The 22,504-nt window shown below is 62.9% G+C and carries 21 protein-coding genes and 1 pseudogene; 11 read left to right on the top strand and 11 right to left on the bottom strand.

All coding sequences use genetic code 11. The features are described from left to right. Window positions 1-4: 4 nt before the first annotated feature. The 7 genes from dhaL to TU80_RS22410 form a co-directional block, all read right to left on the bottom strand. Window positions 5-649: a dihydroxyacetone kinase subunit DhaL gene (gene dhaL / locus TU80_RS22440; protein ID WP_057005444.1), complete on the bottom strand. Its 645-nt coding sequence runs from the start codon at window positions 647-649 to the stop codon at window positions 5-7. Between the two features lie 3 nt (window positions 650-652). Beyond that, window positions 653-1,654, bottom strand: coding sequence for a dihydroxyacetone kinase subunit DhaK (locus tag TU80_RS22435; RefSeq protein WP_046383105.1), 1,002 nt, complete (start codon window positions 1,652-1,654; stop codon window positions 653-655). 56 nt (window positions 1,655-1,710) lie between these two features. Beyond that, window positions 1,711-2,826: an MDR/zinc-dependent alcohol dehydrogenase-like family protein gene (locus TU80_RS22430; RefSeq protein ID WP_046383106.1), complete on the bottom strand. Its 1,116-nt coding sequence runs from the start codon at window positions 2,824-2,826 to the stop codon at window positions 1,711-1,713. 27 nt (window positions 2,827-2,853) lie between these two features. After that, window positions 2,854-3,609 (bottom strand): SDR family oxidoreductase, encoded by a 756-nt coding sequence (locus tag TU80_RS22425; protein WP_057005443.1) that lies wholly within the window; start codon window positions 3,607-3,609, stop codon window positions 2,854-2,856. A gap of 172 nt (window positions 3,610-3,781) precedes the next feature. Then, complete coding sequence (locus TU80_RS22420) at window positions 3,782-4,789, bottom strand: substrate-binding domain-containing protein (protein ID WP_057005442.1); 1,008 nt, start codon at window positions 4,787-4,789, stop codon at window positions 3,782-3,784. 37 nt (window positions 4,790-4,826) lie between these two features. Next, window positions 4,827-5,813 carry an ABC transporter permease gene (locus TU80_RS22415; RefSeq protein WP_017846659.1) on the bottom strand — a complete coding sequence of 329 codons (987 nt, stop codon included), beginning with the start codon at window positions 5,811-5,813 and terminating at the stop codon, window positions 4,827-4,829. Then, entirely contained in the window at window positions 5,810-7,297 is a 1,488-nt protein-coding gene (locus tag TU80_RS22410; protein ID WP_046383108.1) for a sugar ABC transporter ATP-binding protein, read from the bottom strand. Before TU80_RS22410 ends, TU80_RS22415 begins: the two co-directional genes overlap by 4 nt. Before the next feature lie 283 nt (window positions 7,298-7,580). Between TU80_RS22410 and rpiB the strand changes: the two genes are divergently transcribed. The 3 genes and pseudogenes from rpiB to TU80_RS22395 form a co-directional block, all read left to right on the top strand. Then, entirely contained in the window at window positions 7,581-8,042 is a 462-nt protein-coding gene (gene rpiB / locus TU80_RS22405) for a ribose 5-phosphate isomerase B (protein WP_017846657.1), read from the top strand. Between the two features lie 63 nt (window positions 8,043-8,105). After that, a complete protein-coding gene (locus TU80_RS22400; RefSeq protein WP_017846656.1) occupies window positions 8,106-9,086 on the top strand; it encodes a sugar-binding transcriptional regulator in 981 nt (326 codons plus the stop codon). A 389-nt stretch (window positions 9,087-9,475) separates the two neighbouring features. Further along, window positions 9,476-10,771, top strand: a pseudogene (locus tag TU80_RS22395) (TerC family protein); the annotation flags it as partial. 2 nt (window positions 10,772-10,773) lie between these two features. On the opposite strand, the gene TU80_RS22390 reads toward TU80_RS22395, so the two are convergent. After that, entirely contained in the window at window positions 10,774-11,136 is a 363-nt protein-coding gene (locus TU80_RS22390) for a thioredoxin family protein (protein ID WP_057005440.1), read from the bottom strand. Between the two features lie 372 nt (window positions 11,137-11,508). Between TU80_RS22390 and TU80_RS22385 the strand changes: the two genes are divergently transcribed. From TU80_RS22385 to TU80_RS22350, 8 genes are all read left to right on the top strand, one after another. Then, on the top strand, window positions 11,509-12,357 hold the full coding sequence (locus TU80_RS22385; protein WP_017846653.1) for a transporter substrate-binding protein: 849 nt from the start codon (window positions 11,509-11,511) through the stop codon (window positions 12,355-12,357). A gap of 52 nt (window positions 12,358-12,409) precedes the next feature. Then, window positions 12,410-13,072: an amino acid ABC transporter permease gene (locus TU80_RS22380; protein ID WP_046383111.1), complete on the top strand. Its 663-nt coding sequence runs from the start codon at window positions 12,410-12,412 to the stop codon at window positions 13,070-13,072. Between the two features lie 11 nt (window positions 13,073-13,083). After that, complete coding sequence (locus TU80_RS22375; RefSeq protein ID WP_046383112.1) at window positions 13,084-13,746, top strand: amino acid ABC transporter permease; 663 nt, start codon at window positions 13,084-13,086, stop codon at window positions 13,744-13,746. After that, entirely contained in the window at window positions 13,743-14,525 is a 783-nt protein-coding gene (locus TU80_RS22370; protein WP_017846650.1) for an amino acid ABC transporter ATP-binding protein, read from the top strand. The genes TU80_RS22375 and TU80_RS22370 overlap by 4 nt, the downstream gene beginning before the upstream one ends. A 23-nt stretch (window positions 14,526-14,548) precedes the next feature. Next, window positions 14,549-14,938, top strand: a complete 390-nt coding sequence (locus TU80_RS22365) for a RidA family protein (protein WP_017846649.1) — start codon at window positions 14,549-14,551, stop codon at window positions 14,936-14,938. Window positions 14,939-15,104: 166 nt separating this feature from the next. Further along, the gene (locus TU80_RS22360; RefSeq protein ID WP_057005439.1) at window positions 15,105-15,869 is read left to right on the top strand and encodes an IclR family transcriptional regulator; all 765 of its coding nucleotides are present in this window, start codon (window positions 15,105-15,107) and stop codon (window positions 15,867-15,869) included. Between the two features lie 9 nt (window positions 15,870-15,878). Beyond that, the gene (locus TU80_RS22355; protein ID WP_017846647.1) at window positions 15,879-17,087 is read left to right on the top strand and encodes an amino acid deaminase; all 1,209 of its coding nucleotides are present in this window, start codon (window positions 15,879-15,881) and stop codon (window positions 17,085-17,087) included. Between the two features lie 117 nt (window positions 17,088-17,204). After that, on the top strand, window positions 17,205-18,110 hold the full coding sequence (locus tag TU80_RS22350; protein ID WP_057005438.1) for a sugar kinase: 906 nt from the start codon (window positions 17,205-17,207) through the stop codon (window positions 18,108-18,110). Window positions 18,111-18,222: 112 nt separating this feature from the next. Here TU80_RS22350 and TU80_RS22345 read toward each other — a convergent pair whose 3' ends face one another. The 3 genes from TU80_RS22345 to TU80_RS22335 form a co-directional block, all read right to left on the bottom strand. Further along, complete coding sequence (locus tag TU80_RS22345) at window positions 18,223-18,498, bottom strand: peptidylprolyl isomerase (protein ID WP_046383114.1); 276 nt, start codon at window positions 18,496-18,498, stop codon at window positions 18,223-18,225. A 32-nt stretch (window positions 18,499-18,530) separates the two neighbouring features. Continuing rightward, window positions 18,531-20,339 (bottom strand): ATP-binding protein, encoded by a 1,809-nt coding sequence (locus tag TU80_RS22340; protein ID WP_057005437.1) that lies wholly within the window; start codon window positions 20,337-20,339, stop codon window positions 18,531-18,533. Between the two features lie 139 nt (window positions 20,340-20,478). Continuing rightward, window positions 20,479-22,434 carry an acetoacetate--CoA ligase gene (locus TU80_RS22335; protein WP_057005436.1) on the bottom strand — a complete coding sequence of 652 codons (1,956 nt, stop codon included), beginning with the start codon at window positions 22,432-22,434 and terminating at the stop codon, window positions 20,479-20,481. Window positions 22,435-22,504: the final 70 nt, after the last annotated feature.

Below are 22,504 nucleotides of genomic sequence, written 5' to 3'. Positions count from 1 at the left end.
GGCGTTACACCAGCCGCGGCTGCACGGAATCGGCCAGGCGGGTGAGGATCAGGCAGCACGACACCGCGCCGGCATCCAGCACGCCCAGTGAGCGTTCGCCCAGGCGGCTGGCGCGGCCGATCTTGGCCACCAGGTCCTTGGTCGAGTCGCGCCCCTGTGAGGCGGCGGTTTTCATCGCGTCGAGCGCATCGCCGAAGGACGCCCCCTGCGCATGGGCCCGCTCGAATGCTTCGACCGCCGGGATCAAGGTGTCCATCAGGCACTTGTCACCCACGCCGGCCTCGGTGATGTCCTGCAACGAGGTCAGGCCGCCGCGCAGCAGGTGAGTGAAGGTGGCCGCGTCGATGTCTTCGCAGCCGCGCACTTCATCGGCCATGCCGATAAACAGGCTGCCGTACAACGGCCCCATGGAGCCGCCGATGCCTTCCATCAGGCTCAGGGTCAGTTCGTCCAGGGCTTCGGCCAGGCTCAGTTGGCGGCCTTCGATCGCACGCCCGCAATGGGCGAAGCCCTTGGCCATGTTGATGCCGTGGTCGCCGTCGCCAATCGCGCCGTCGATTTCGCTGAGGTACTCACGGTTGGCCACGATCACGCTGACCAGGTCGGCGACGATGGCGCTGCCGTCGCGGGTGGAAAAATGCTCGCTCATGGTTCACTCCGCCTGGGTCATGCCGATGGAACGGCAGGGTTGGTCGATCAGGGTTTTCAGCTCGGTGTCGAGGCCGAGCAGGGTCAGGGTCACGCCCATCATTTCCAGGGACGTGAAGTAGTTGCCCACGTAGCAACGGTGGATTTTCAAACCCTTGGCGGTGAGTTGGCGTTCCACCTCGGCGTAGAAAATATACAACTCCATCACCGGCGTGGCGCCGAGGCCGGAGACCAGCACCACCACGCTGTCGTCCTGGCTGAAGTCGCGGTCGGCGAGGATCGGCGCGAGCATGCGCTCGGCCATGGCGGCGGCGGGTTCGATCGGGATGACTTCGATGCCCGGTTCGCCGTGATGGCCGATGCCCAGTTCCATCTGGCCGTCCGCAATCTCGAAGTTCGGCTTGCCCACGGCGGCAATGGTGCAGGGGGTGAGGCCGATGCCGATCGAGCGGCAGTGGTCGACGGCTTTCTGGGCGACGCGGATCACACCGTCCAGGTCGTAGTGCTGGGCAGCGGCGGCACCGCCGATCTTCCACATGAAGATTTCCCCGGCCACGCCGCGCCGCTTGGCGATCTCGGCCTTGGGCGCGGACGCCACGTCGTCGTTGGCGACCACGGTGCGGATACGCATGTCTTTGCTGGCGGCCATTTTCATTGCCAGCTTCACGTTCATGTTGTCGCCGGCATAGTTGCCGTACAGGCAGGCCACGCCAGCGCCGTGGTCGGCGGCGCGGAACGCATCGAAGAAGCTCTTGGCGGTGGGCGAGGAAAAGATCTCGCCGACGGCCACGGCGTCGACCAGGCCGGGGCCGACGTAGCCGAGGAAGGCCGGCTCATGGCCCGAGCCGCCGCCGGTGACGATGCCGACGCGGCCTTGGCCCGACGGTTTGGCTTTGACGATGACCCGTGGATTGGTTTCGTACTGGCGCAATTGCGGATGCGCGACCAGGATGCCGCGCAGCATGTCCTCGACCACGTGGTCCGGATCGTTGATGACTCGATTCATAACGCGGGTTCCTGTGTTCTTGTTTTATGGGTTCACAGCTGTTCAGTGTGGTGTGCTTAGGGTTCGAGGACGACCTTGAGTGATTTGTCGCCTCGCTCCATCACCGCAAACGCTTCCTTGAAGTCCGCCAGGGCGAACTTGTGGGTCACGACGTCACGCATGTCGATCTTGCGGTTGCCGATAAAGTCGATGGCGCGCGGGTACATGTACGGCCCCAGGTGCGAGCCGAGGATGTCCAGTTCCTTGCGGTCGCCGATGATCGACCAATCCACCGTAGCCTCGTCGTTGAACACGCTGAACTCAACGAATCGCCCGAGTTTGCGCAGCATCGCCAGGCCCTGGTTGACGGCCTTGTGATGACCGGTGGCTTCGATATAGATGTCGCAGCCGTAGCCGTCGGTGATTGCGCGGATCTTCGCCAGCACGTCCACCTCGGCCGGGTTCCACACTTCGTCGGCGCCCATGCGCAGGGCGAGGGCGGCGCGTTCGGGTTTCATGTCGAGCACGATCAGTTTTTTCGGATTGCGCATGCGTACCGCGCCGATGATCCCCAGGCCCAGCGTACCGGCGCCGGCGACCACCACCACGTCGTCGAAATCTACATTGGCGCGCTCCGCCGCGTGCAGCGAGCAGGCCAGCGGTTCGATCAGGATCGCCTCGTCCGGCGCAATCGAGTCCGGCACCTTATGGATGATGCCTTCCTTGGTGAAGATCATGTACTGCGCCATGGCGCCCTGCACATTGTTCTGGAAGCCATACAGGTCGTGTTTCTGGCACATCCAGTACTGGCCGTGGTTGCAGAAGCGGCAACCCCAGCACGGCACGATCTGTTCCGAGATCACCCGGTCGCCGACCTTCACCCCGCGCTTTTCCGCGCCGGGGCCGAGGGCTACCACGCGGCAGACGAATTCGTGGCCGGGGATCATCGGCGGCTTGACGTAGCGCGGTTGCTCGGCGTCGCCCCAGAACGACGGGGCGCCGCGATAGGTCTTGATGTCGCCCATGCAAATGCCGCACAGCTCGACCTTGGTGAGGATTTCATCGGGGCCGGGGGTGGGCACGTCGACGGTTTCCAGGCGGTAGTCTTCCGGGCCATGGCAGACCACGGCCTGCATGGTTTTCGGGATGATCGGGGTGAGTTGCTCGGGCGTGCGTTCGGTAACGGTGGACATGACAAAACCTCACGACAAATAGATGAATTATTGAATGCTGTAGCCGCCGTCGATCACCATGTTGGCGCCGGTGATCATTTGTGCCGCGTCGCTGAGCAGGTACAACGCCAGCCCGGCGATTTCTTCCGGCTGGGCAAAGCGGCCCGCCGGGATCTGCAATTTGGCCCGTTCGCCGACTTCGCCGGCCCAGGCCTGCTTGCCCAGCGCGGTCTCGACGATGGTGGGGGAGATGGCGTTGACGTTGATCTGTGGCGCCCATTCCATGGCCAATACCTTGGTCATGCCGACGATGGCCGCTTTGCTCGCGCAATACGCGACATGCCGGTCCAGGCCGATCACCGCGGCCTGGGAGGCCAGGTTGACGATGCGCCCGCCGCCCTGGGCGAGCATGTGCCGGGCGCAGGCCTGGGCGACAAAGAAGCTGGCCTTGAGGTTGATGTCGAGGGTGGTGTCCCAGGCGCTTTCGCTGACGTCGATGGCCTTGTCCAGCAAGGCCACGCCGGCGCTGTTGATCAGGTAATCGAGGCGTTGGAAGTGGGCGAAAACCCGGTCGACGCTGTGTTGCACCTGGTCGATCTGGCTGAGGTCGACGGCAATGCCCAGATGCTCGGCGCCGAGGCTGGCGGCCACGGCCACCACCGCCGGGTCGCGGTCCAGCAGCGCCACCCGCGCGCCGCGTTCGACCAGCAGGCTGGCGCAGGCCAGGCCGATGCCGGCGGCACCGCCGGTGATCACCGCGCAACGGCCGGTGAGGTCGAAGGCTTGGTTCCAGAATCCAGACATGAATGACTCCTCTTTTAATAGCACTGGAGATTCAATGTGGGAGGGGGCTTGCCCCCGATGGCGGTGTGTCAGTCACCTGATCTATCACTGGTGCACCGCTATCGGGGGCAAGCCCCCTCCCACATTTGCTCCCACACTTGCTCCCACACTTGAGTGTGTTTTAAGCCAGTAGTTACTTGCCGCCGCTGACTTGTTGGTACAGCGCGTCGGCATTGGCGTTGGTCACCGGCACCCACGGCAGGATGTAGGTCTTGGCGGTGCCGTCGGCCCATTTCACGTCCTTGGCATAACGTTCCCAGATCACCGATTGCGGTGTGTAGTCCTTGCCGGCGAGGGCGCGCAATGCCACGTCCAATGCGCCTTGGGACTGGGCCTGGGCGTCCTGGAGGAAGGTGGTGACTTCGTCTTTCTTCGCCGCCTGGATCGCATCCGGCATGCCGTCGATCGAGGTGACGGGCACGTCCTTGGAGGTCAGTCCGTGGGACTTCAGGGCCTGCACAGCGCCCAGGGCCATGTCGTCGTTCTGCGCGATCACGCCGTTGATGCCTTTGGGGTGGGCGTTGAGCCAGTCTTCAGTCAGCGCCAGGGCCTGGGCGCGGTCCCAGTTGGCGGTTTTTTTCTCGATGATCTTGATGCCGGGGTGTTTGCCCAGCACTTCCAGCTCGCCTTTTTCCCGGTCGATCTGCGCCGACTGGCCAATCGGGCCCTGGATGATCACCACGTTACCCTTGCCGTTGAGCTTGTCGACCATGGCCTGGGCCTGCAGGCGGCCGCCTTCGACGTCGTCGTTGCCCACATACGGCACGGCGGCGTCGGCCACTTTGGTGTTGGAGGCGATCACCACCACGTCGTTGCTCATGGCCTGCTTCACGCTGCCGACGCCGGCCTTGGTGTCGATGGGCACGAACAGGATCGCGTCGTAGTGTTGGGTCACCATGTTTTCGATCTGGTTGTTCTGCGTCAGGGCGTCGTAATTGCCGTCGAACACGGTCAATTGCACGGTGCCGTCCTTGACCGCCGGGTGTTCCTTGAGCTCGCGGACCCAGTTCTGCATGAACTGGCCCTTGAGGCCGTAGACGGCTGCGCCGACCTTGTAGGTCTTGCCGTCGGCGGCCACGGCGATACTGCTGGCGAGCAGGGAGAGGGCCGCCACGGCGGCCAAGGTGGTACCAAGTTTCATGAGGGGAACTCCGTTATTGTTGTAGTTGGGTCGTTCTCTAGCGTTTTTTCTTGCGCCACACGTCGATCAGTACTGCGAACACGATGATCAGGCCCTTGGCGACCTGCTGGTAATAGGACGACACACCGAGCAGGTTCAGCCCGTTGTTGATCACGCCGATCAACAGCGCGCCGAACAGCGTGCCGACAATGCTGCCGGTGCCGCCCGACAAGCTGGTGCCGCCGATCACCACGGCGGCAATCGCGTCCAGCTCATAGGACACCCCAGCCTGGGGCAGGGCGGAAGTGGTGCGCGCCGACAACACCACGCCGGCCAGCCCGGCGAGCAGGCCCGAGACCACGTACACCGAAAACATCACCTTGCGCACGCCGATGCCGGAGGTGCGCGCGCTCTTTTCATTGCCGCCCACCGCGTACACATAGCGGCCGTAAGTGGTGTAGCGCAGCACCATCCAGAAGATCAGCGCGACCACGGCAAAGATGATGATGGGGATGCCGATCGGACCGATCTTGCCAATGCCCAGCGCCAGGTAGGCATCCGGCAGGTCGGTGATCGGGCTGCCGTCGTTGAGGATGAAGGTCATGCCGCGCGCAATGCTGAGCATGCCGAGGGTTGCCACGAACGGCGGGATCGACAGGTTGGCGACCATGAAGCCGTTCACCACGCCGAGCATCGCCCCGGCGAACATCCCGGCGCTCACCGCCGCCAGCAGGCCGTAACCCTGGGTCGCGACCATCGCGCTGCACAGCCCGGCAAACGCGAGGATCGAACCCACGGACAGGTCGATGCCCTTGGTCAGGATCACGTAGGTCATGCCCACGGCGAGGATGCCGTTGATGGAGGTCTGGCGCAGGATGTCCATCCAGTTGCGCCAGGTCATGAAGTATTCGCTGGAAAACGCCATCACCACGCACAGCAGGATAAACACCAGCGGCAGGCCGAAGCGGTCGAGGGACAGGCGCAGGCGATTGCGCGGCGCGGCGGTGATGGAGGTGGCTGGGGTGGACAGGGTTTTGGCATTCATGAGGCAAGACTCAACAAGGCTTCCTGGGAAAGGGCGGTGTCGGTGCTGATGGTCACCAGCCGGCCGCCTTTGAATACGGCGATGCGATCGCTCAAGTGCAGCAGTTCCGGGGCTTCCGACGACACCACGATGGCGGCGCCGCCGGCACGCACGAACTGGTCGAGCAGGTGGTAGATCTCCTGCTTGGCGCCTTCGTCGATGCCGCGAGTGGGCTCGTCGCACAGCAGGCACACCGGTTCGGTCGACAGGCATTTGGCGAGCACGACTTTCTGCTGATTGCCGCCGCTCATTGAGGCCACCGGCAGTTCCAGGGAGGCGGTCTTGATCTGCAGGCGCTTGACCATGTCCTGGGCCAAGCGGGTTTCCTTGCGCGCGTTGATCAGCGACCAACTCGACAGGCGTTTGTAGGCCGACAGGGCGATGTTCGACAGAATGCTGCCGGTCAGCACCAGGCCACTGTCTTTGCGGTCTTCGGTGACCAGCGACATGCCGGCGTCGATGGTTGCCTTGGGCTGCCCGATCGGCATGGGCTTGCCTTGCAGGGTGACGTTGCCGGAATCGGCCACCGTCAGCCCGTAGATGCAATTGAGGAACTCGCTGCGCCCCGAACCCATCAGGCCATAGATGCCAAGGATCTCACCCTGGCGCAGTTGCAGGCTGATGTCGTGGAACTCGCCTTTACGGCTCAGATTGTCGACCTGCAGGCAGGTGGCGGCGGCGCATTCGCGGCCGACCTTGTGGTCGATGCGCGTCAGTTCCTGGCCGACGATGCCGCGCACCAAATGGTCGCGGTCGATATCTGCCATGCGCCCGCTTTCCACGAAGGCGCCGTCGCGGAAGATGCTGTAGTCATCGGCAATCTGCGCCAGTTCGCTCAAGCGGTGCGACACATACACGATGCCGGCGCCACGGGCGGTGAGGCGGCGGATCGCCTTGAACAGGGTCTGCGCTTCGTGCTCGCCGATGGCTGAGGTGGGTTCGTCCATGATCATCACCTGGCAGTCATGGCTGAACGCCTTGGCGATTTCCACCAGTTGGATCTGCGCCACGCTGAGGCGGTGCATCGGGCTGCTGGCGTCGACGTCGAACTCCAGGCTTTCGAGCAGCTCGCGGGTGCGCCGGTTCAGGGCCTTGTTGTCGACGATGCAGCCGGCGCGGCGTGGTTCTCGGCCCAGCCAGATATTTTCGGCGACGGTCATGTAGGGGATGGGTTCCAGCTCTTGAGTGATCATTGCGATCCCCGATGCCAGGGCTTCACTCGGGCGGTTGAACTGCACCGCTGTGCCGTTGAGCAGGATGGTGCCGGCGTCGCGCGGGGTGATGCCCATCAGGATGCTCAGGAACGTCGACTTGCCCGCGCCATTACCGCCGCACAGGGCGTGGACGCTGCCGGCACGCAGAGAGAGGCGCCCGTCACGCAGGGCAGGGATACCGGCGTAAGCCTTGGCGACGTGTTCAGCCTGGAGCAGTAATGGCGTGGCCATCGGCGTGTCCTCGTGCTGTGAATTCTTATTAGGTCGCACAGTCATGTTTCGCTGTGAGCATATGTGTATCAAATGAAATTCTGATCAGTCAATCTCTTTCATGTAAAAGCTGGGATTCTGATGTTTTTCGCCAATAACGCCTTTCTAGACCGCTTTGACTGCCGGGTCAGTTAAATCATGCTTGACAGAGAGGGGGTGATGCCCGCGAAATGACTGAACGATATTTCACTGAGTGATCATCTGATCAGTCATAAGTACGACCTCGGCAGCGGAGCCAGACGCCATGAACACACCTTTCCCGGTGGCTATCGGATGCGATGAAGCGGGTTTTGAGCTCAAAGAGCTGTTAAAGCGCCATATCGAGACGCTGGGCTACCCGGTGACCGACTTCGGCACCCATTCCACCGCGCCGGTGCTCTATCCGGACATCGCGCTGGCCGTGGCCAATGCCATCAATGCCGGGCAGCAGCGCCTGGGCGTGCTGGTATGCGGCACCGGGATCGGCATGGCCATCTCGGCGAACAAGGTGTTGGGGATTCGCGCGGCACAGGCCCATGACACGTACTCGGCGGAGCGCGCGCGCAAGAGCAACGATGCGCAGATCCTGTCCATCGGCGCACGGGTGATCGGCGCCGAGCTGGCCAAGAGCATCGTCACTGCGTTCCTGGCCTCGGAGTTCGAGGCGGCGCGTTCCGGGGCCAAGGTCGCGCGCATCAATGCGATCGAGCGCGATGGGCATCAGTAGTGGACGTGGCGGGGCAAGAGTCGGGAGAATGTGCCTTTGACGCCGAAACGGAAGCCCGTCCCCATGAGTGACAGTAGCCAGCGCATTGCCAGCGATATCGATCAGATGACCGAAGTGGCGATGCTCTATTACCTCGAAAACGTCACTCAGGAAGCCATTGCCAAGCGCTTTGACCTGTCGCGGGCAAAAGTCAGCCGCCTGCTCAAACGTGCGCGCGATGAAGGCATTGTCGAAGTGCGCGTGTTGCAGCACCCGGCGATGAACAATGAGCTGGAACGCGCCTTGGTGGAGCGCTTCAAGCTCGACCGTGCCCTGATCGCCGTCGACCACAGCGACCCCGACACCCAGCGCTCGGCCGTCGCCAGCCTGGTGGCCAATTACCTGAACAAGACTTTGAGCGACGGCATGATCGTCGCCGTGGGCATGGGCCGTAACGTTGGCGCGGTGGCCGATAACGTGTTCCTGCCGGTGACGCGCAATTGCACATTTGTCTGCGCCATCGGCGGTTCGCTCAAGGCTGGCGAATACATGAACCCCGACCATATCTGCCGGCGCCTGGCCCTGCGCTTTGGCGGCGAGAGTGAAAGCCTGTACGCGCCGGCCCTGGTGGCCAACCCGGAACTGCGCGGCGTGCTGATCAATAACGACACGGTGCGCTCGACCCTCGATCGGGCGCGGCGTGCCGACATTGCGCTGATCGGCATCGGCGACATGAGCGAGAACAGCAACATGGTACGCATGGGCTGGTTCTCGCCCCAGGAGATTGCCCAGGCGCGGTTGTCCGGCACGGTGGGCGACATGATGGGGTATGACTTTATCGATATCCACGGGCAGCCGGCGGTCAACGCCATCCAGGGGCGGGTGATCGGGCTGACGGTGCAGGAGTTGTTCCGGATTCCGGATGTGGTGGCGATTGCCAGCGAGAACACCAAGGCGGCGGCCACGTTGGGGGCGTTGCGGTCGGGGGTGATCAACACCCTTGCGACCACGGTCACGAATGCTCATACCATATTGGCGCTGGATGAAGCGACCCGTAAAGCCTGACACGCCACAGGTCAAGGTGTGGGAGGGCGGTGCGACGATTTGACTTGCTTCCGATAGTGGTTTTTCAGTTACTCATATGCTGGCTGATACACCGTCATCGGGGGCAAGCCCCCTCCCACATGGGGTGTTAGGGGGGGGGGGGGGGACAGGTTTTGTAATGGTTTTGTGTTGTAGGGAATTTGTATTTCGAATGTAGGATTGAGGTCCTTTTGTTATTTCAGGACTTGCATGAACGCCCTTTCGGAGCCCCCCAGTCGTCTTTCTCCAAGACAACCGCTGTCGCTGTTCCCGCTGAAGCACCTCGTATTCCAATGGTTAACCCTTTCCCGGTCCCCTGACCGCGCTTTGCCGTGCCCGGCATTCTGAACACCGATAAAGAGACTCTATAAATGGAATGGTTAGCGGACCCTACGGCCTGGCTTGGCCTGTTGACGTTGATTGTGTTGGAACTGGTGCTGGGCATCGACAACCTGGTGTTTATCGCGATCCTGGCGGACAAGTTGCCGCCGGAGCAGCGCGACCGTGCGCGGTTGATCGGCTTGTCCCTGGCCTTGCTGATGCGCCTGGGCTTGCTGGCGAGTATTTCCTGGTTGGTGACCCTCACCCAGCCGTTGTTCGAGGTGTTCGACAAGAGCTTCTCCGGGCGTGACCTGATCATGCTGTTCGGCGGTGTGTTCCTGTTGTTCAAGGCCACCATGGAATTGCATGAACGCCTTGAAGGCCATGTGGCGCAACGCTCGGGCAATGTGGCTTATGCGATGTTCTGGCCGATCGTCGCGCAGATCGTGGTGCTCGACGCGGTGTTCTCCCTCGACGCGGTGATTACCGCCGTGGGCATGGTCGATGAGTTGGCGGTGATGATGATCGCGGTGATTATTTCCATCGGCCTGATGATCGTCGCGAGCAAGCCGCTGACCCGCTTCGTCAACGCGCACCCGACGGTGATCATGCTGTGCCTGGGCTTCTTGATGATGATCGGTTTTGCCCTGACCGCCGAAGGCCTGGGCTTCCACATTCCGAAAGGCTACCTGTATGCGGCGATTGGTTTCTCGATTCTGATCGAGGTGTTCAACCAGATTGCCCGGGCCCGGCGCAAGAAGTCGGCGCAAGGCGTGTTGCCCGTGCGTGAGCGCACCGCCCATGCGGTGATGCGCTTGCTCGGCGGTCGCAGTCTGGCGCAGGAAGAGCTGGGCGAAGAGGTGGCTGACCTGCTGGGTGAGCCGGATGTGACTCAGGGCCCGCTGTTCGACCGACGTGAGCGCGTAATGATCAGCGGCGTGCTGCAACTGGCCGCGCGGCCGATCCGCAGCTTGATGACGCCACGGGCCAAGGTCGACTTTATCGATTTGGCGGACGATCGCGATACTATCCGCCTGAAACTGATGCGTTCGTCCTACTCGCGCCTGCCGTTGATCCGCAACGGTGCTGTCGATGAGCCATTAGGTTTTGTGCATAAGAAGGAATTGCTCAAGGATTACCTGGCCGGCAACGAACCGGACCTTGAGCAACTGGCGCGCCGGGCGATCAACTTGCTGGCGAGTTGCTCGATCCTCAACGCCCTGGAACAGATGCGCCAGGCCTCGACCCACATCGCCTTCGTGATCAACGAGTGCGGTGAGTTCATCGGCGTGTTGAGCATGACCGATATTCTTGAGTCCATTGCCGGCGAGTTGCCGGACGCCACGGTTCATGCAGGTTTTCCGGGGGGCGGTGCCACAGGCGTGGCCGGATAGGCTTGGGTGTACCGCTTGAAGGCGCTTTCCAGCGCGTCTTCGGCAAGGCCGGGGAGGGCGTCGAGCAGTACCTGGTCGCGGTAGATCAGCAGCATCGGAATGCGGTCGACACGCGGATGCTTGGGCGTGTTGACGCAGTCAAGGATCAAGACTTTGGCCTGGTCCTTGTAACGCTCGCTGATTCGCATGAAGCGCGGCATCGCGTCACTGCACGCGGTGCAGTCATGTGACATGAACACGATAAACACAGGCTGCGGGGTATTCAGTTCCCGTTCAAACGCAGCCTTGTCCTCAACCACCGCGTTGACGTAGTTCACGAGGGCTTCTCCCTGTTGCACCTGCGCTTACGCTAGGTGGGAAGAACGCCTGCGTCTACTGTCAAACTTCACAGGTCGCTCGCACGCCCGTCAGAACCCGTTCAAGTGCGCGCACTGCCACGGTGCGCGGTAACGCCAGGCTGGTGCACCCAGGTAAGCCTGTCACCACAGTGTGGGGCCTTGGGTAGCAGAGGGATTGCACCTGCTGGCGATACGCCTTGTGCCGCATGAATGTTTATATCGCTGATTTAAAACGAGTTTATTCACAACCTATTTTCCCACTCGTGCGTATGGCACACTTTCTGCTGTCTATTCCGTTGTTACATACTAAGTTCCGGTATAGCGGAATACACAATTCCTGGAGTGCTTGTCATGCATCACCGACCTTCCGTGTTCAAAGCGTGTGTTTTTCTCTTCGCCGCATCGGCTTCCCTCGCAAGCACTGTGCAGGCGGCGGGTAGCAAGCTCGATGATGTGCTCAAGCGTGGGCATCTGATCGTGGGTACAGGCAGTACCAATGCGCCGTGGCACTTCCAGGGAGCGGATGGCAAGTTGCAGGGGTTTGATATCGACATCGGCCGCATCGTGGCCAAGGGCTTGTTCAATGACCCGAGCAAGGTCGAGTTTGTGGTGCAGTCCTCCGACGCGCGGATTCCCAACCTGCTGACCGACAAAGTCGACATGAGTTGCCAGTTCATTACCGTCACCGCCAGCCGTGCGCAGCAGGTGGCGTTTACCTTGCCGTACTACCGCGAAGGCGTCGGCCTGCTGCTGCCGAACAACAGCAAATACAAGGAAATCGAGGACCTGCAGGCTGCTGGCGACGGCGTCACCGTGGCCGTGCTGCAAAACGTCTACGCCGAAGAACTGGTCCACCAGGCGCTGCCCAAGGCCAAGGTCGACCAGTACGACAGCGTCGACCTGATGTACCAGGCGGTGAACTCCGGCCGCGCCGATGCCGCCGCCACCGATCAGTCTTCGGTCAAGTACCTGATGGTGCAGAACCCTGGGCGCTACCGCAGCCCGGCGTATGCCTGGAGCCCGCAAACCTACGCGTGCGCGGTCAAGCGTGGCGACCAGGACTGGCTGAACTTCGTCAACACCGCACTGCACGAAGCCATGACCGGTGTGGAATTCCCCACCTACAAGGCCTCGTTCAAGCAATGGTTCGGCGTCGACCTGCCGGAGCCGGCGATTGGTTTCCCCGTCGAGTTCAAGTGATTCGTGAAAACCGGGGCGCCGCGAACGGCGCCCCCATCAGGTACTGTCGACCATGAACTATCAGTTGAACTTTGCCGCCGTGTGGCGCGACTTCGACACCTTGCTGGCGGGGCTGTGGCTGGGCCTCGAACTGGCGCTGCTGTCGATCGCCATCGGTTGCGTGATCGGCCTGCTGATGGCGTTTGCCATGCTGTCCAAGCACCGCGCGCTGCGCCTGTTGGCCTCGGTGTATGTGACGGTGGTGCGCAATACGCCGATCCTGGTGCTGATCCTGTTGATCTACTTCGCCTTGCCCAGCCTGGGTATCCGCCTGGACAAGATCCCGTCGTTCATCATCACCCTGTCGCTGTACGCCGGTGCCTACCTGACCGAAGTGTTCCGCGCCGGGCTGCTGAATATTCCCAAGGGCTTGCGCGAAGCCGGGTTGGCCATCGGCCTGGGCGAGTGGCGGATCCGCGCCTATATCACCGTGCCGGTGATGCTGCGCAACGTGCTGCCGGCGCTGTCGAACAACTTCATTTCGCTGTTCAAGGACACCTCGCTGGCCGCCGCGATCGCGGTGCCGGAGCTGACCTATTACGCCCGCAAGATCAACGTCGAAAGCTACCGGGTGATTGAAACCTGGCTGGTTACGACCGCGCTCTACGTGGCCGCCTGTTACCTGATCGCCATGCTGCTGCGTTACCTGGAGCAGCGTCTGGCAATCCGTCGTTAGAAGAGGCTCGCATGTACCAATCCCCCAGCTGGCTGCATGAGTTGTGGATCGCCCGGGACACCCTCTGGGCCGGGTTCCAGGCCAGCGTCTATGTCTCGGCGCTGGCGATTATCTTCGGCACCCTGATCGGCATCGTCGCCGGGTTGATCCTGACCTACGGCAGATTCTGGATGCGCCTGCCGTTTCGTCTGTATGTCGACCTGATCCGTGGCACGCCGGTGTTTGTGCTGGTGCTGGCGTGTTTCTACATGCTGCCGGCGCTCGGTTGGCAGATCAGCGCGTTCCAGGCCGGTGCGGTCGGGCTCACACTGTTCTGCGGCTCCCATGTCGCCGAGATCGTGCGCGGTGCGCTGCAGGCCATTCCCCGCGGGCAAATGGAAGCGGGCAAGGCGATTGGCCTGACGTTCCACCAGTCCCTGGGCTACGTGCTGTTGCCCCAGGCGCTGCGGCAGATTTTGCCGACCTGGGTCAATTCCTCCACGGAAATCGTCAAGGCCTCGACCCTGCTGTCGGTGATCGGTGTCGCCGAGTTGCTGCTCAGCACCCAGCAGGTGATCGCGCGCACCTTCATGACCCTGGAGTTCTACCTGTTCGCGGGTGTTCTGTTTTTTGTCATCAACTACGCCATCGAGTTATTCGGGCGCTACATTGAAAAGCGGGTGGCCTTGCCATGAACCAACCTCAAACGACCCAACCGCTGCTGGACATTCGCGGCCTGCGCAAACAATACGGCACGGTGGAAGTGCTCAAGGGCGTCGACCTGTCCATGCAGCGCGGCAACGTGGTGACGTTGATCGGCTCCAGCGGCTCGGGCAAGACCACGCTGCTGCGCTGCGTCAACCTGCTCGAAGAGTTCCAGGGCGGGCAGATCAGCCTGGATGGCGAGTCCATCGGCTACAGCGACATCGCCGGCAAGCGCGTGCGCCACCCGGAGCGGGTGATCGCCCAGCACCGCGCCATGACCGGCATGGCCTTCCAGCAGTTCAACCTGTTCCCGCACCTGACGGCGCTGCAGAACGTCACCCTGGGCTTGTTGAAAGTTAAGAAAATGCCTAAGGACGAAGCCGTGGCCTTGGCGGAAAAATGGTTGGACCGTGTAGGGCTCCTGGAACGCCGCAATCACTTCCCCGGCCAGTTGTCCGGCGGCCAGCAACAGCGCGTGGCCATCGCCCGTGCGATTGCGATGAACCCCAGCCTGATGCTGTTCGACGAAGTCACCTCGGCCCTCGACCCGGAACTGGTGGGCGAAGTACTCAGTGTGATCAAGGGCCTGGCGGAAGAGGGCATGACCATGTTGCTGGTGACCCATGAGATGCGCTTTGCCTACGAAGTCTCGGACAAAATCGTCTTCATGAACCAGGGGCGCATTGAAGAACAGGGCTCGGCGAAGGACATCTTCGAACGCCCGCAGTCGCCGCGCCTGGCGGAATTCCTGAAGAACATTCGTTTTTAACTGTCAGTCAAGGAGCACTATTTATGAGCATTACTCGTTACGGCACCGGCAGCACCGCCGGCGGCGGCCAGCCTCGGCCTTTCGCCCGCGCGGTGGAAGCGGACGGCTGGCTCTACGTCTCGGGCCAGGTGCCAGCGGTGGACGGTGAAATCATCAGCGGCGGTATCGTCGAGCAAACCCGCCAGACGATGCGCAACGTGGTGGCGATTCTCGAAGAGGCTGGCTACGCCTTGAACGACGTGGTGCGCGTCGGCGTGTGGCTGGAAGACCCACGGGATTTCTGGAGCTTCAACAAGGTCTTCGGCGAATACTTCAGCCCCGAACACGCCCCGGCACGCGCCTGCGTGCAGGCCAACATGATGGTGGATTGCAAGGTCGAGATCGATTGCGTGGCCTACAAGAAAAAGGGCTAAATGCCCCACTCTTGAAACCACAGTAGATCCAATGTGGGAGGGGGCTTGCCCCCGATAGCGGTACTCCAGTAACAGATGTGTTGACTGACACACTGCAATCGGGGGCAAGCCCCCTCCCACAAGGGATCACTGTGCAGCACATACCTTTCAGCGGACCGAAACTTCCATGACCGAAGACACCATCAAACGCCGCGCCAAAGGCCTGGACCGTGCATTCGATATCCTCGATTTCCTCAAGGAAGTCGGCCAGCCCCTGCGCCCGAATGATATCGCCAGCGGCATCGGCAGCCCCAAGTCCACGGTCTACGAGTTGGTCGCCTCCTTACTGGAACGCCGCATCCTGGAAACCGTGGGCAAGGACGGGCACGTCTACCTCGGCCGTCAGCTGTACTTCCTCGGCCAGGCGCACCTGCGCCATTTCGACCTGACCCGCGAGGCCGACCACGCCTTGCAGGCAATCGTCAGCCAGACCCACGAAACCGCGCAGATGTGCCTGCTCAACGGGCGCAAATACACGGTGGCGCTGATGCGTGAAGGCGAGCGGCATTTCCGGATTTCCTCGGACATCGGCGAAAACGCACCGATCCCGTGGACCGCGTCCGGGCGTCTGTTGCTGGGGCATTTGAGCGACCAGCAGATCGTCGAGCTGATCGACCCCGACGATTTCATCCTGCCGGACGGCCAGCGCTTGCCGCTGGAGACCTTCCTCGCACAGATCCGTCAGGCCAGCGTCGATGGCTTCTTTTCCTTCGACAGCGTGGCCGACACCTTTACCCATTGCTTTGCCGCCCCGGTCCGGGACGCGCAGGGCGTCAGCATTGCGACCCTGTGCATCGTCGCGCCCCGCGCCGATGCCAGTAAAAACTACAACGACTACCGCCGGGTGTTGATCGAAAGCGCCAACAACCTGGCCCGTCGCATCAACGAATAGGAGCAGTTCATGCCTGCCATCAACGCCGTTGCAAAGGGCGCCGCCGCTGTCGGCGCCCATCTGGTCCGTGACGTCAGCCTGCCGGCCCTGGTGCTGCACCGCGACGCCCTCGAACACAACATCCGCTGGATGCAGGCCTTTGTCAGCAACAGCGGCGCCGAGCTTGCGCCCCATGGCAAAACCAGCATGATGCCGGCCCTGTTCCAGCGCCAGATCGCCGCTGGTGCCTGGGGCATCACCCTGGCCAGCGCGGTACAGACCCGCGCCGCCTATGCCGGCGGTGTGCGCCGTGTGTTGATGGCCAACCAACTGGTGGGCGCGCCGAACATGGCGTTGATCGCCGACTTGCTGGCCGACGCAGACTTCGACTTCCACTGCCTGGTCGACCACCCGGACAACGTCGCCGACCTGGGCCTGTTCTTCGCCGCCCGTGGCCTGCGCCTGAACGTGATGATCGAGTACGGCGTGGTCGGCGGCCGTTGCGGTTGCCGCAGCGAGCAAGAGGTGCGCGACCTGGCCACGGCGATCAAGGCCCAGCCGGCGCTGGCCCTGACCGGTATCGAAGGCTACGAAGGCGTGATCCACGGCGAACACGCCATCACTGGCATCCGCGACTTCGCCGCGAGCCTGGTGCGCCTGGCGGTGGACCTGCAGAACAACGGCTCGTTCGACCTGGCCAAGCCCATCGTCACCGCGTCGGGATCGGCCTGGTATGACCTGATCGCCGAGTCCTTCGAAGCGCAAAACGCCGCCGGGCGTTTCCTCAGCGTGCTGCGTCCCGGCAGCTACGTGGCCCATGACCATGGCATCTACAAAGACGCGCAATGCTGCGTGCTCGACCGGCGCAGCGACCTCAGCGAAGGCCTGCGCCCGGCGTTGGAAGTCTGGGCCCACGTGCAATCGTTGCCTGAGCCTGGCTTCGCGGTGGTCGCCCTGGGCAAGCGCGATGTGGCCTACGACGCCGGTTTGCCGGTGCCGCTCAAGCGCTACAAGGCTGGGATCGTGCCGGCGCAAGGCGATGATGTGAGCGCGTGCAAGGTCACGGCGGTGATGGACCAACATGCGTTCATGAGCGTCGCGCCGGGGGTTGAGCTGCGCATCGGCGACATTATTTCCTTCGGCACTTCCCACCCATGCCTGACGTTCGACAAGTGGCAGGTCGGTTGCCTGGTGGATGAGCAACTGCAGGTGATCGAGTCACTGCATACCTGCTTCTAGACCGAGTCGCCTCCATCGCGGGCAAACCCGCTGCGCCCTTTGGATGTGTGAACACATTCAAAGGTAGGAGCGGGCTCGCCCGCGAAGGGGCCATCAGCCGCACCGGAGACAACAGGCATGAACACCACACCCCGCATCGCCCTCATCGGCGAATGCATGATCGAACTGCAACACCGCGCCGACGGCAGCCTGCACCAGAGCTTCGGCGGCGACACCCTGAACGCCGCGGTGTACCTGCGCCGCGAGTTGGGGGCGCTCGGCCACGTCGACTACGTCACCGCCCTGGGCGATGACAGCTTCAGCGACGCCATGTGCCAACAGTGGACCGACGAAGGCCTGGGCCTGAGCATGGTCCAGCGCCTGCCCGGGCGGTTGCCGGGGTTGTACTGCATCCAGACCGACGCCAACGGCGAGCGCAAATTCCTCTACTGGCGCAACGAAGCGGCCGTGCGCGACTGCTTCACCACGCCCGCCGCCGCACCGATCCTGGCAGCGTTGCCGGGCTATGACGTGGTGTATTTCAGCGGCATCACCCTGGCGGTGCTCGGTGAAGTCGGGCGCGAGCGCTTGTTGCAGGCCTTGATCGAAACCCGTCGGCGCGGCGGCCGGGTGGTGTTCGACAACAACTACCGGCCGCGTTTGTGGGCGAGTGTCGAGGCGGCGCGTGCGGCCTATCACAAAGTGTTGGCCGAGGTGGATATGGCCTTGCTGACCGAGGATGACGAGCGCGCGTTGTTTGGTCATGCCGACAGCGAGCAGGTGTTCGCAGCGTATCCGGCAGTCGCGGAAGTCGTGCTCAAGCGCGGCGCCGAGGACTGTTTGCTCCGTTGCGCAGGCCAGCGTTTTGCGGTGCCGGCGTTGCCGGTCGAGACGGTGGTGGACACCACGGCGGCGGGGGACTCGTTCAGCGCGGCGTACCTGGCCAGTCGGCTCAAGGGCGGCTCGCCGCAAGAGGCGGCCTTGGCCGGGCATCGGTTGGCGAGCCGGGTGATCCAAGTGCCGGGGGCGTTGATTCCTAGATAGTCGGTGAATGGCCGCCTGCGGCGGATCGGGGGCAAGCCCCCTCCCACAGTGCGCGCAATGCGGTCAACTGTGGGAGGGGGCTTGCCCCCGATAGCGCCCTAAAGCCAACCCCTCAATCCCGATAAAACACCTGCACCAAGTGATACCCAAACTTGCTCTTGACCGGCCCATGCACCACCCGCAGCGGCTTCTTGAAGATCACCGCATCAATCGCGCCGACCATCTGCCCCGGCCGGATCTCGCCCAGATCGCCGCCGCGCTTGCCGGACGGGCAGGTGGAGTACTTCTTGGCCAGCACGTCGAACGCTTCGCCCTTGGCGATGCGCTGCTTGAGCTGTTCGGCTTCTTCACTGGTTTTCACCAGGATATGGCGGGCTTGGGCTTTCATGGTTCTCTACCGGGGTGTGCGACGGCGCGCGATTATGCCTGAACTGGATCGTCGACGCTGATCATGCTGCGGATTTTGGTGGCGAGCACGTCGATGGAAAACGGCTTGGCCACCATGTCCATGCCGTCTTCCAGAAAGCCCTGGCGTTCGGCGGCTTTTTCCGCATAACCGGTCATGAACAGGATGCGCAGGCCCGGGCGGTGCTGACGGGCGATTTCCGCCAGTTGCCGGCCGTTCATGCCCGGCAGACCGACGTCGGTCACCAGCAAATCCACGCGCAAGTCCGACTCCAGCAGCGGCAAGGCCGTGCGTGCATCCGCGGCCTGGTGCGCGGTGTAGCCCAGTTCATCGAGGACATTGACCACCAGCATGCGTACCGCCGGGTCGTCCTCGACCACCACCACAGCCTCTCCGGCCAGGGCCACGGGCGCGGCCTCACTGAGGCTGGCCGGCAAGCTGCTTGCCAGGGAAGTGCCGTGCAGGCGCGGCAGATACAAGCGCACGCAGGTGCCCTGGCCCGGTTCGCTGTGGAGGGTCACATGGCCGCCGGATTGCTGGGCGAAGCCATAGATCATCGACAGCCCCAGGCCGGTGCCCTGGCCGATGGGCTTGGTGGTGAAAAACGGATCGAAGGCTTTGGCCAGGATTTTCGGCGCCATGCCGGTGCCGTTGTCGCGCACGCCGAGCATCACGTAATCACCGGCCTTGACCGGTTCCGGGGTGGTGATGTCGGTGCCGTCGAGGTAGCTGTTGGCGGTTTCGATCAGCAGTTCGCCGCCATCGGGCATCGCATCCCGCGCGTTGATCACCAGGTTGAGCAGGGCGTTCTCCAACTGGCTGGCGTCGCTGTTCACCGGCCAGATATCGTGGCCCAGTTGCACCTTGAGCGTGATGTGCGCGCCCTTGGTGCGCTGGAACAAGTCTTCCAGCGAGGCCACCAACTGGTTCGGGTCGAGCGGGCGGCGGTCCAGTGACTGGCGCCGCGAGAACGCCAGCAGGCGGTGGGTGAGGGCGGCGGCGCGATGGGCGGAGGCCACGGCGGCGTCGGCAAAGCGGCCGATGTCGTCGCTGCGCCCGGCGGCGATGTAGCGTTGCATCAGGTCCAGGCTGCCGATGATGCCGGTGAGCATATTGTTGAAGTCATGGGCGATGCCGCCGGTGAGTTGGCCCACCGCTTCCATCTTCTGCGCGTGGCGCAGGGCGTCTTCGGCGCGTTCGCGTTCGACCATCTCGTTTTGCAGGCGCTGGTTGGCCTCGGCCAGTGCCAGGGTGCGCTGGGCCACACGCTCTTCGAGGTTTTCGTTGAGGTGGCGCAGGCGTTGCTCGGTGCTTTGCTGGGCTTTGAGGCTGGCTTCGGAGCGCTGTTGCAGTTCCTGGGTGAACTGGCGGCGTTCGTTGGTTTCGATGGCGGTGACGAGGATGCCGGCGACGCTGCCGCGTTCATCGCGGATCGGGCTGTAGGTCAGGTCGAGCCAGATCTCGGTGTCGCGCTGGTTGCGTTGCAGCACAAAGCGCTGCTCGCTGAAGGCGCGCACCTGGCCGCTGAAGACCGCGTCATAGATCGGCGCGGTGAAACTGTGCAATTCCGGCCAGGTCTGGTGCGCCGGCTGGCCCATCGCGTCGGGGTGCTTGTTGCCCGCCAGCAGGGCGAAGGCGTCGTTGTAGAGTTGGATGAGTTCGCGGCCCCACAACAGCTGCATCGGCATCGGCGAGTGGACGACGATATCCACGGCGGTACGCAGGCTTTGCGGCCAATCATTGGCCTCACCGAGGGGGTTTTTGGCCCAGTCCAGCCGCGCAATCAATGCGGCGGCTTCGCTACCGGTGGATGTTTCCTTCATAAAAAGCCCTGAGCGTAACGCTTTGAAAAATGACAACAGCGATTATCCGGTGGGATAACGGTGGGTGACTACCCCCGAAAAATAGCATGCATTGGGCTTTTTTCTGCAAATGAGTGCGTTGGCGCTGAAACCTTTCATCTTAAAGCGCCAGCTCAGGTCGGTCGCGAAACTGTGCCAGGGCCTCCGGGTTGGCCAGCGCGTCGGTGTTTTTCACCGGTTCGCCGTGTACCACATTGCGCACCGCCAGTTCGACGATCTTACCGCTGATGGTGCGCGGGATATCGCTGACAGCGAGGATCTTCGCCGGTACATGGCGTGGTGTGGTATTGGCGCGGATCACCTGGCGGATCTGCTGTTCGAGGGCGTCATCCAGTTCGACGCCGTCGTCGAGTCGCACGAACAGCACGACTCGCACATCGTCTTGCCAGCGTTGGCCAATGGCCAGGCTTTCCAGCACTTGCGGGACTTTTTCCACCTGCCGATAGATCTCGGCGGTGCCGATCCGCACGCCGCCAGGGTTGAGCACCGCGTCGGAGCGCCCGTGAATCAGCAGGCTGCCGTTGGGCCGCTGTTCGGCGTAGTCGCCCTGGGCCCACACGCCGGGGAATTGGCTGAAATAGGAGGCGCGCAGCTTTTTCTGCTGCGGGTCGTTCCACAGGCCGATGGGCATGGCGGGGAAGTGCCGGGTACACACCAGTTCGCCTTTTTCACCGAGCAACGGCCGCCCCTGGTCGTCCCACACCTCGATGGCCATCGCCAGGCTCTTGCATTGCATTTCGCCGCGGCGTACCGGCAGCACCGGGTTGCCGATGACGAAGCAGGAGACGATATCGGTGCCGCCAGACATCGATGACAGGCACACCTCGGCCTTGATCTCGCGGTACACGTAGTCGTAGCTCTGCGGCGACAGCGGCGAGCCAGTCGAAATCAGGCCCTTGAGGCTGCTCAGGTCATGGCTCAGGCGCGGCTGCAGGCCGGCTTTTTCCAGGGTGGCGAGGAACTTGGGGCTGGTGCCGAACACGCTGATCCGTTCCGCGTCGATCAGGTCGATCAAGCGCTCGGGGCCAGGGTGAAACGGCGAACCGTCGTACAGCACGGCGGTGGCGCCGAGCGCGAGTACCGAAACCAGCCAGTTCCACATCATCCAGCCGCAGGTGGTGTAGTAGAACAGGCAATCCTCGCGGGACAGGTCCGCATGCAGGCCGTGCTCCTTGAGGTGGGTGAGCAGCACGCCGCCGGTGCCGTGGATGATGCATTTGGGCACGCCGGTGGTGCCGCTGGAATAGAGGATATACAGCGGATGGTCGAACGGCACCGCGACGAACTCAGGCGTGCCGCCGGGTTGGTAGAAGTCACTCCACAGCGCGACATTGGCGTCGCTCCGATAGTCCTCGACCCGCGCCTGGGGCCGGGCATACGGCACGACGATCAGGTGCTGCAGGGAGGGCAGGCGTTCGAGGATCTCGTTGAGCTTGGCGCTCTGATCGATGGTTTTGCCGGCGTAGCGGTAACCGGCGCAGGCGATCAGCACCTTGGGCTCGATCTGGCCGAAACGGTCGATCACGCCTTGGGTGCCGAAGTCCGGCGATGAGCACGACCAGATCGCGCCCAGGCTGGTGGTGGCCAGCATGCCGACCAGGGTTTGCCAGGTGTTGGGCATGCACGCGGCAACCCGATCGCCCAGCCCGACCCCGGCCGCCCGCAGGCTGCGTTGCAGGCCGGCGACGTGGGCGGCCAGTTCGGCGTAGCTCAGTTGCTCGCGCTGGCCGTCTTCGCTGATGGCGACCACGGCGGGGTGAGCGTCGCGACGGCGCAGCAGGTGCTCGGCAAAGTTCAGGGTTGCGTCGGGGAACCACTCGGCGCTGGGCATCGCGGCGCCTTCGATCAATACCGCGCTGGGCGGGCTGCGAAACTGCACGTCGAAAAACGCCACGATCGCCTGCCAGAAGTCGGCGCGCTGGTCGATGCTCCACTGGTGCAACGCCGGGTAGTCGTCGAGCTGCACGCTGTAGCGCTGATTGATAAAGCGCCGGAACTGGTCCATCCGGGTGTGGCGGATGCGTTCGGCGGAGGGTTGCCAGAGGATCTCGGACATAAGCACGTCTCTCTTGCCCCCGATGGCGGAGTATCAGCTAGCACATGCGGTACTGACCCACTGCCATCGG

The organism is Pseudomonas veronii (assembly GCF_001439695.1).
In the GTDB taxonomy this organism is placed as follows: domain Bacteria; phylum Pseudomonadota; class Gammaproteobacteria; order Pseudomonadales; family Pseudomonadaceae; genus Aquipseudomonas; species Aquipseudomonas veronii.
Note: the sequence above shows the minus strand (reverse complement) of the source record. Positions and strands in the feature narration are given on the sequence as shown.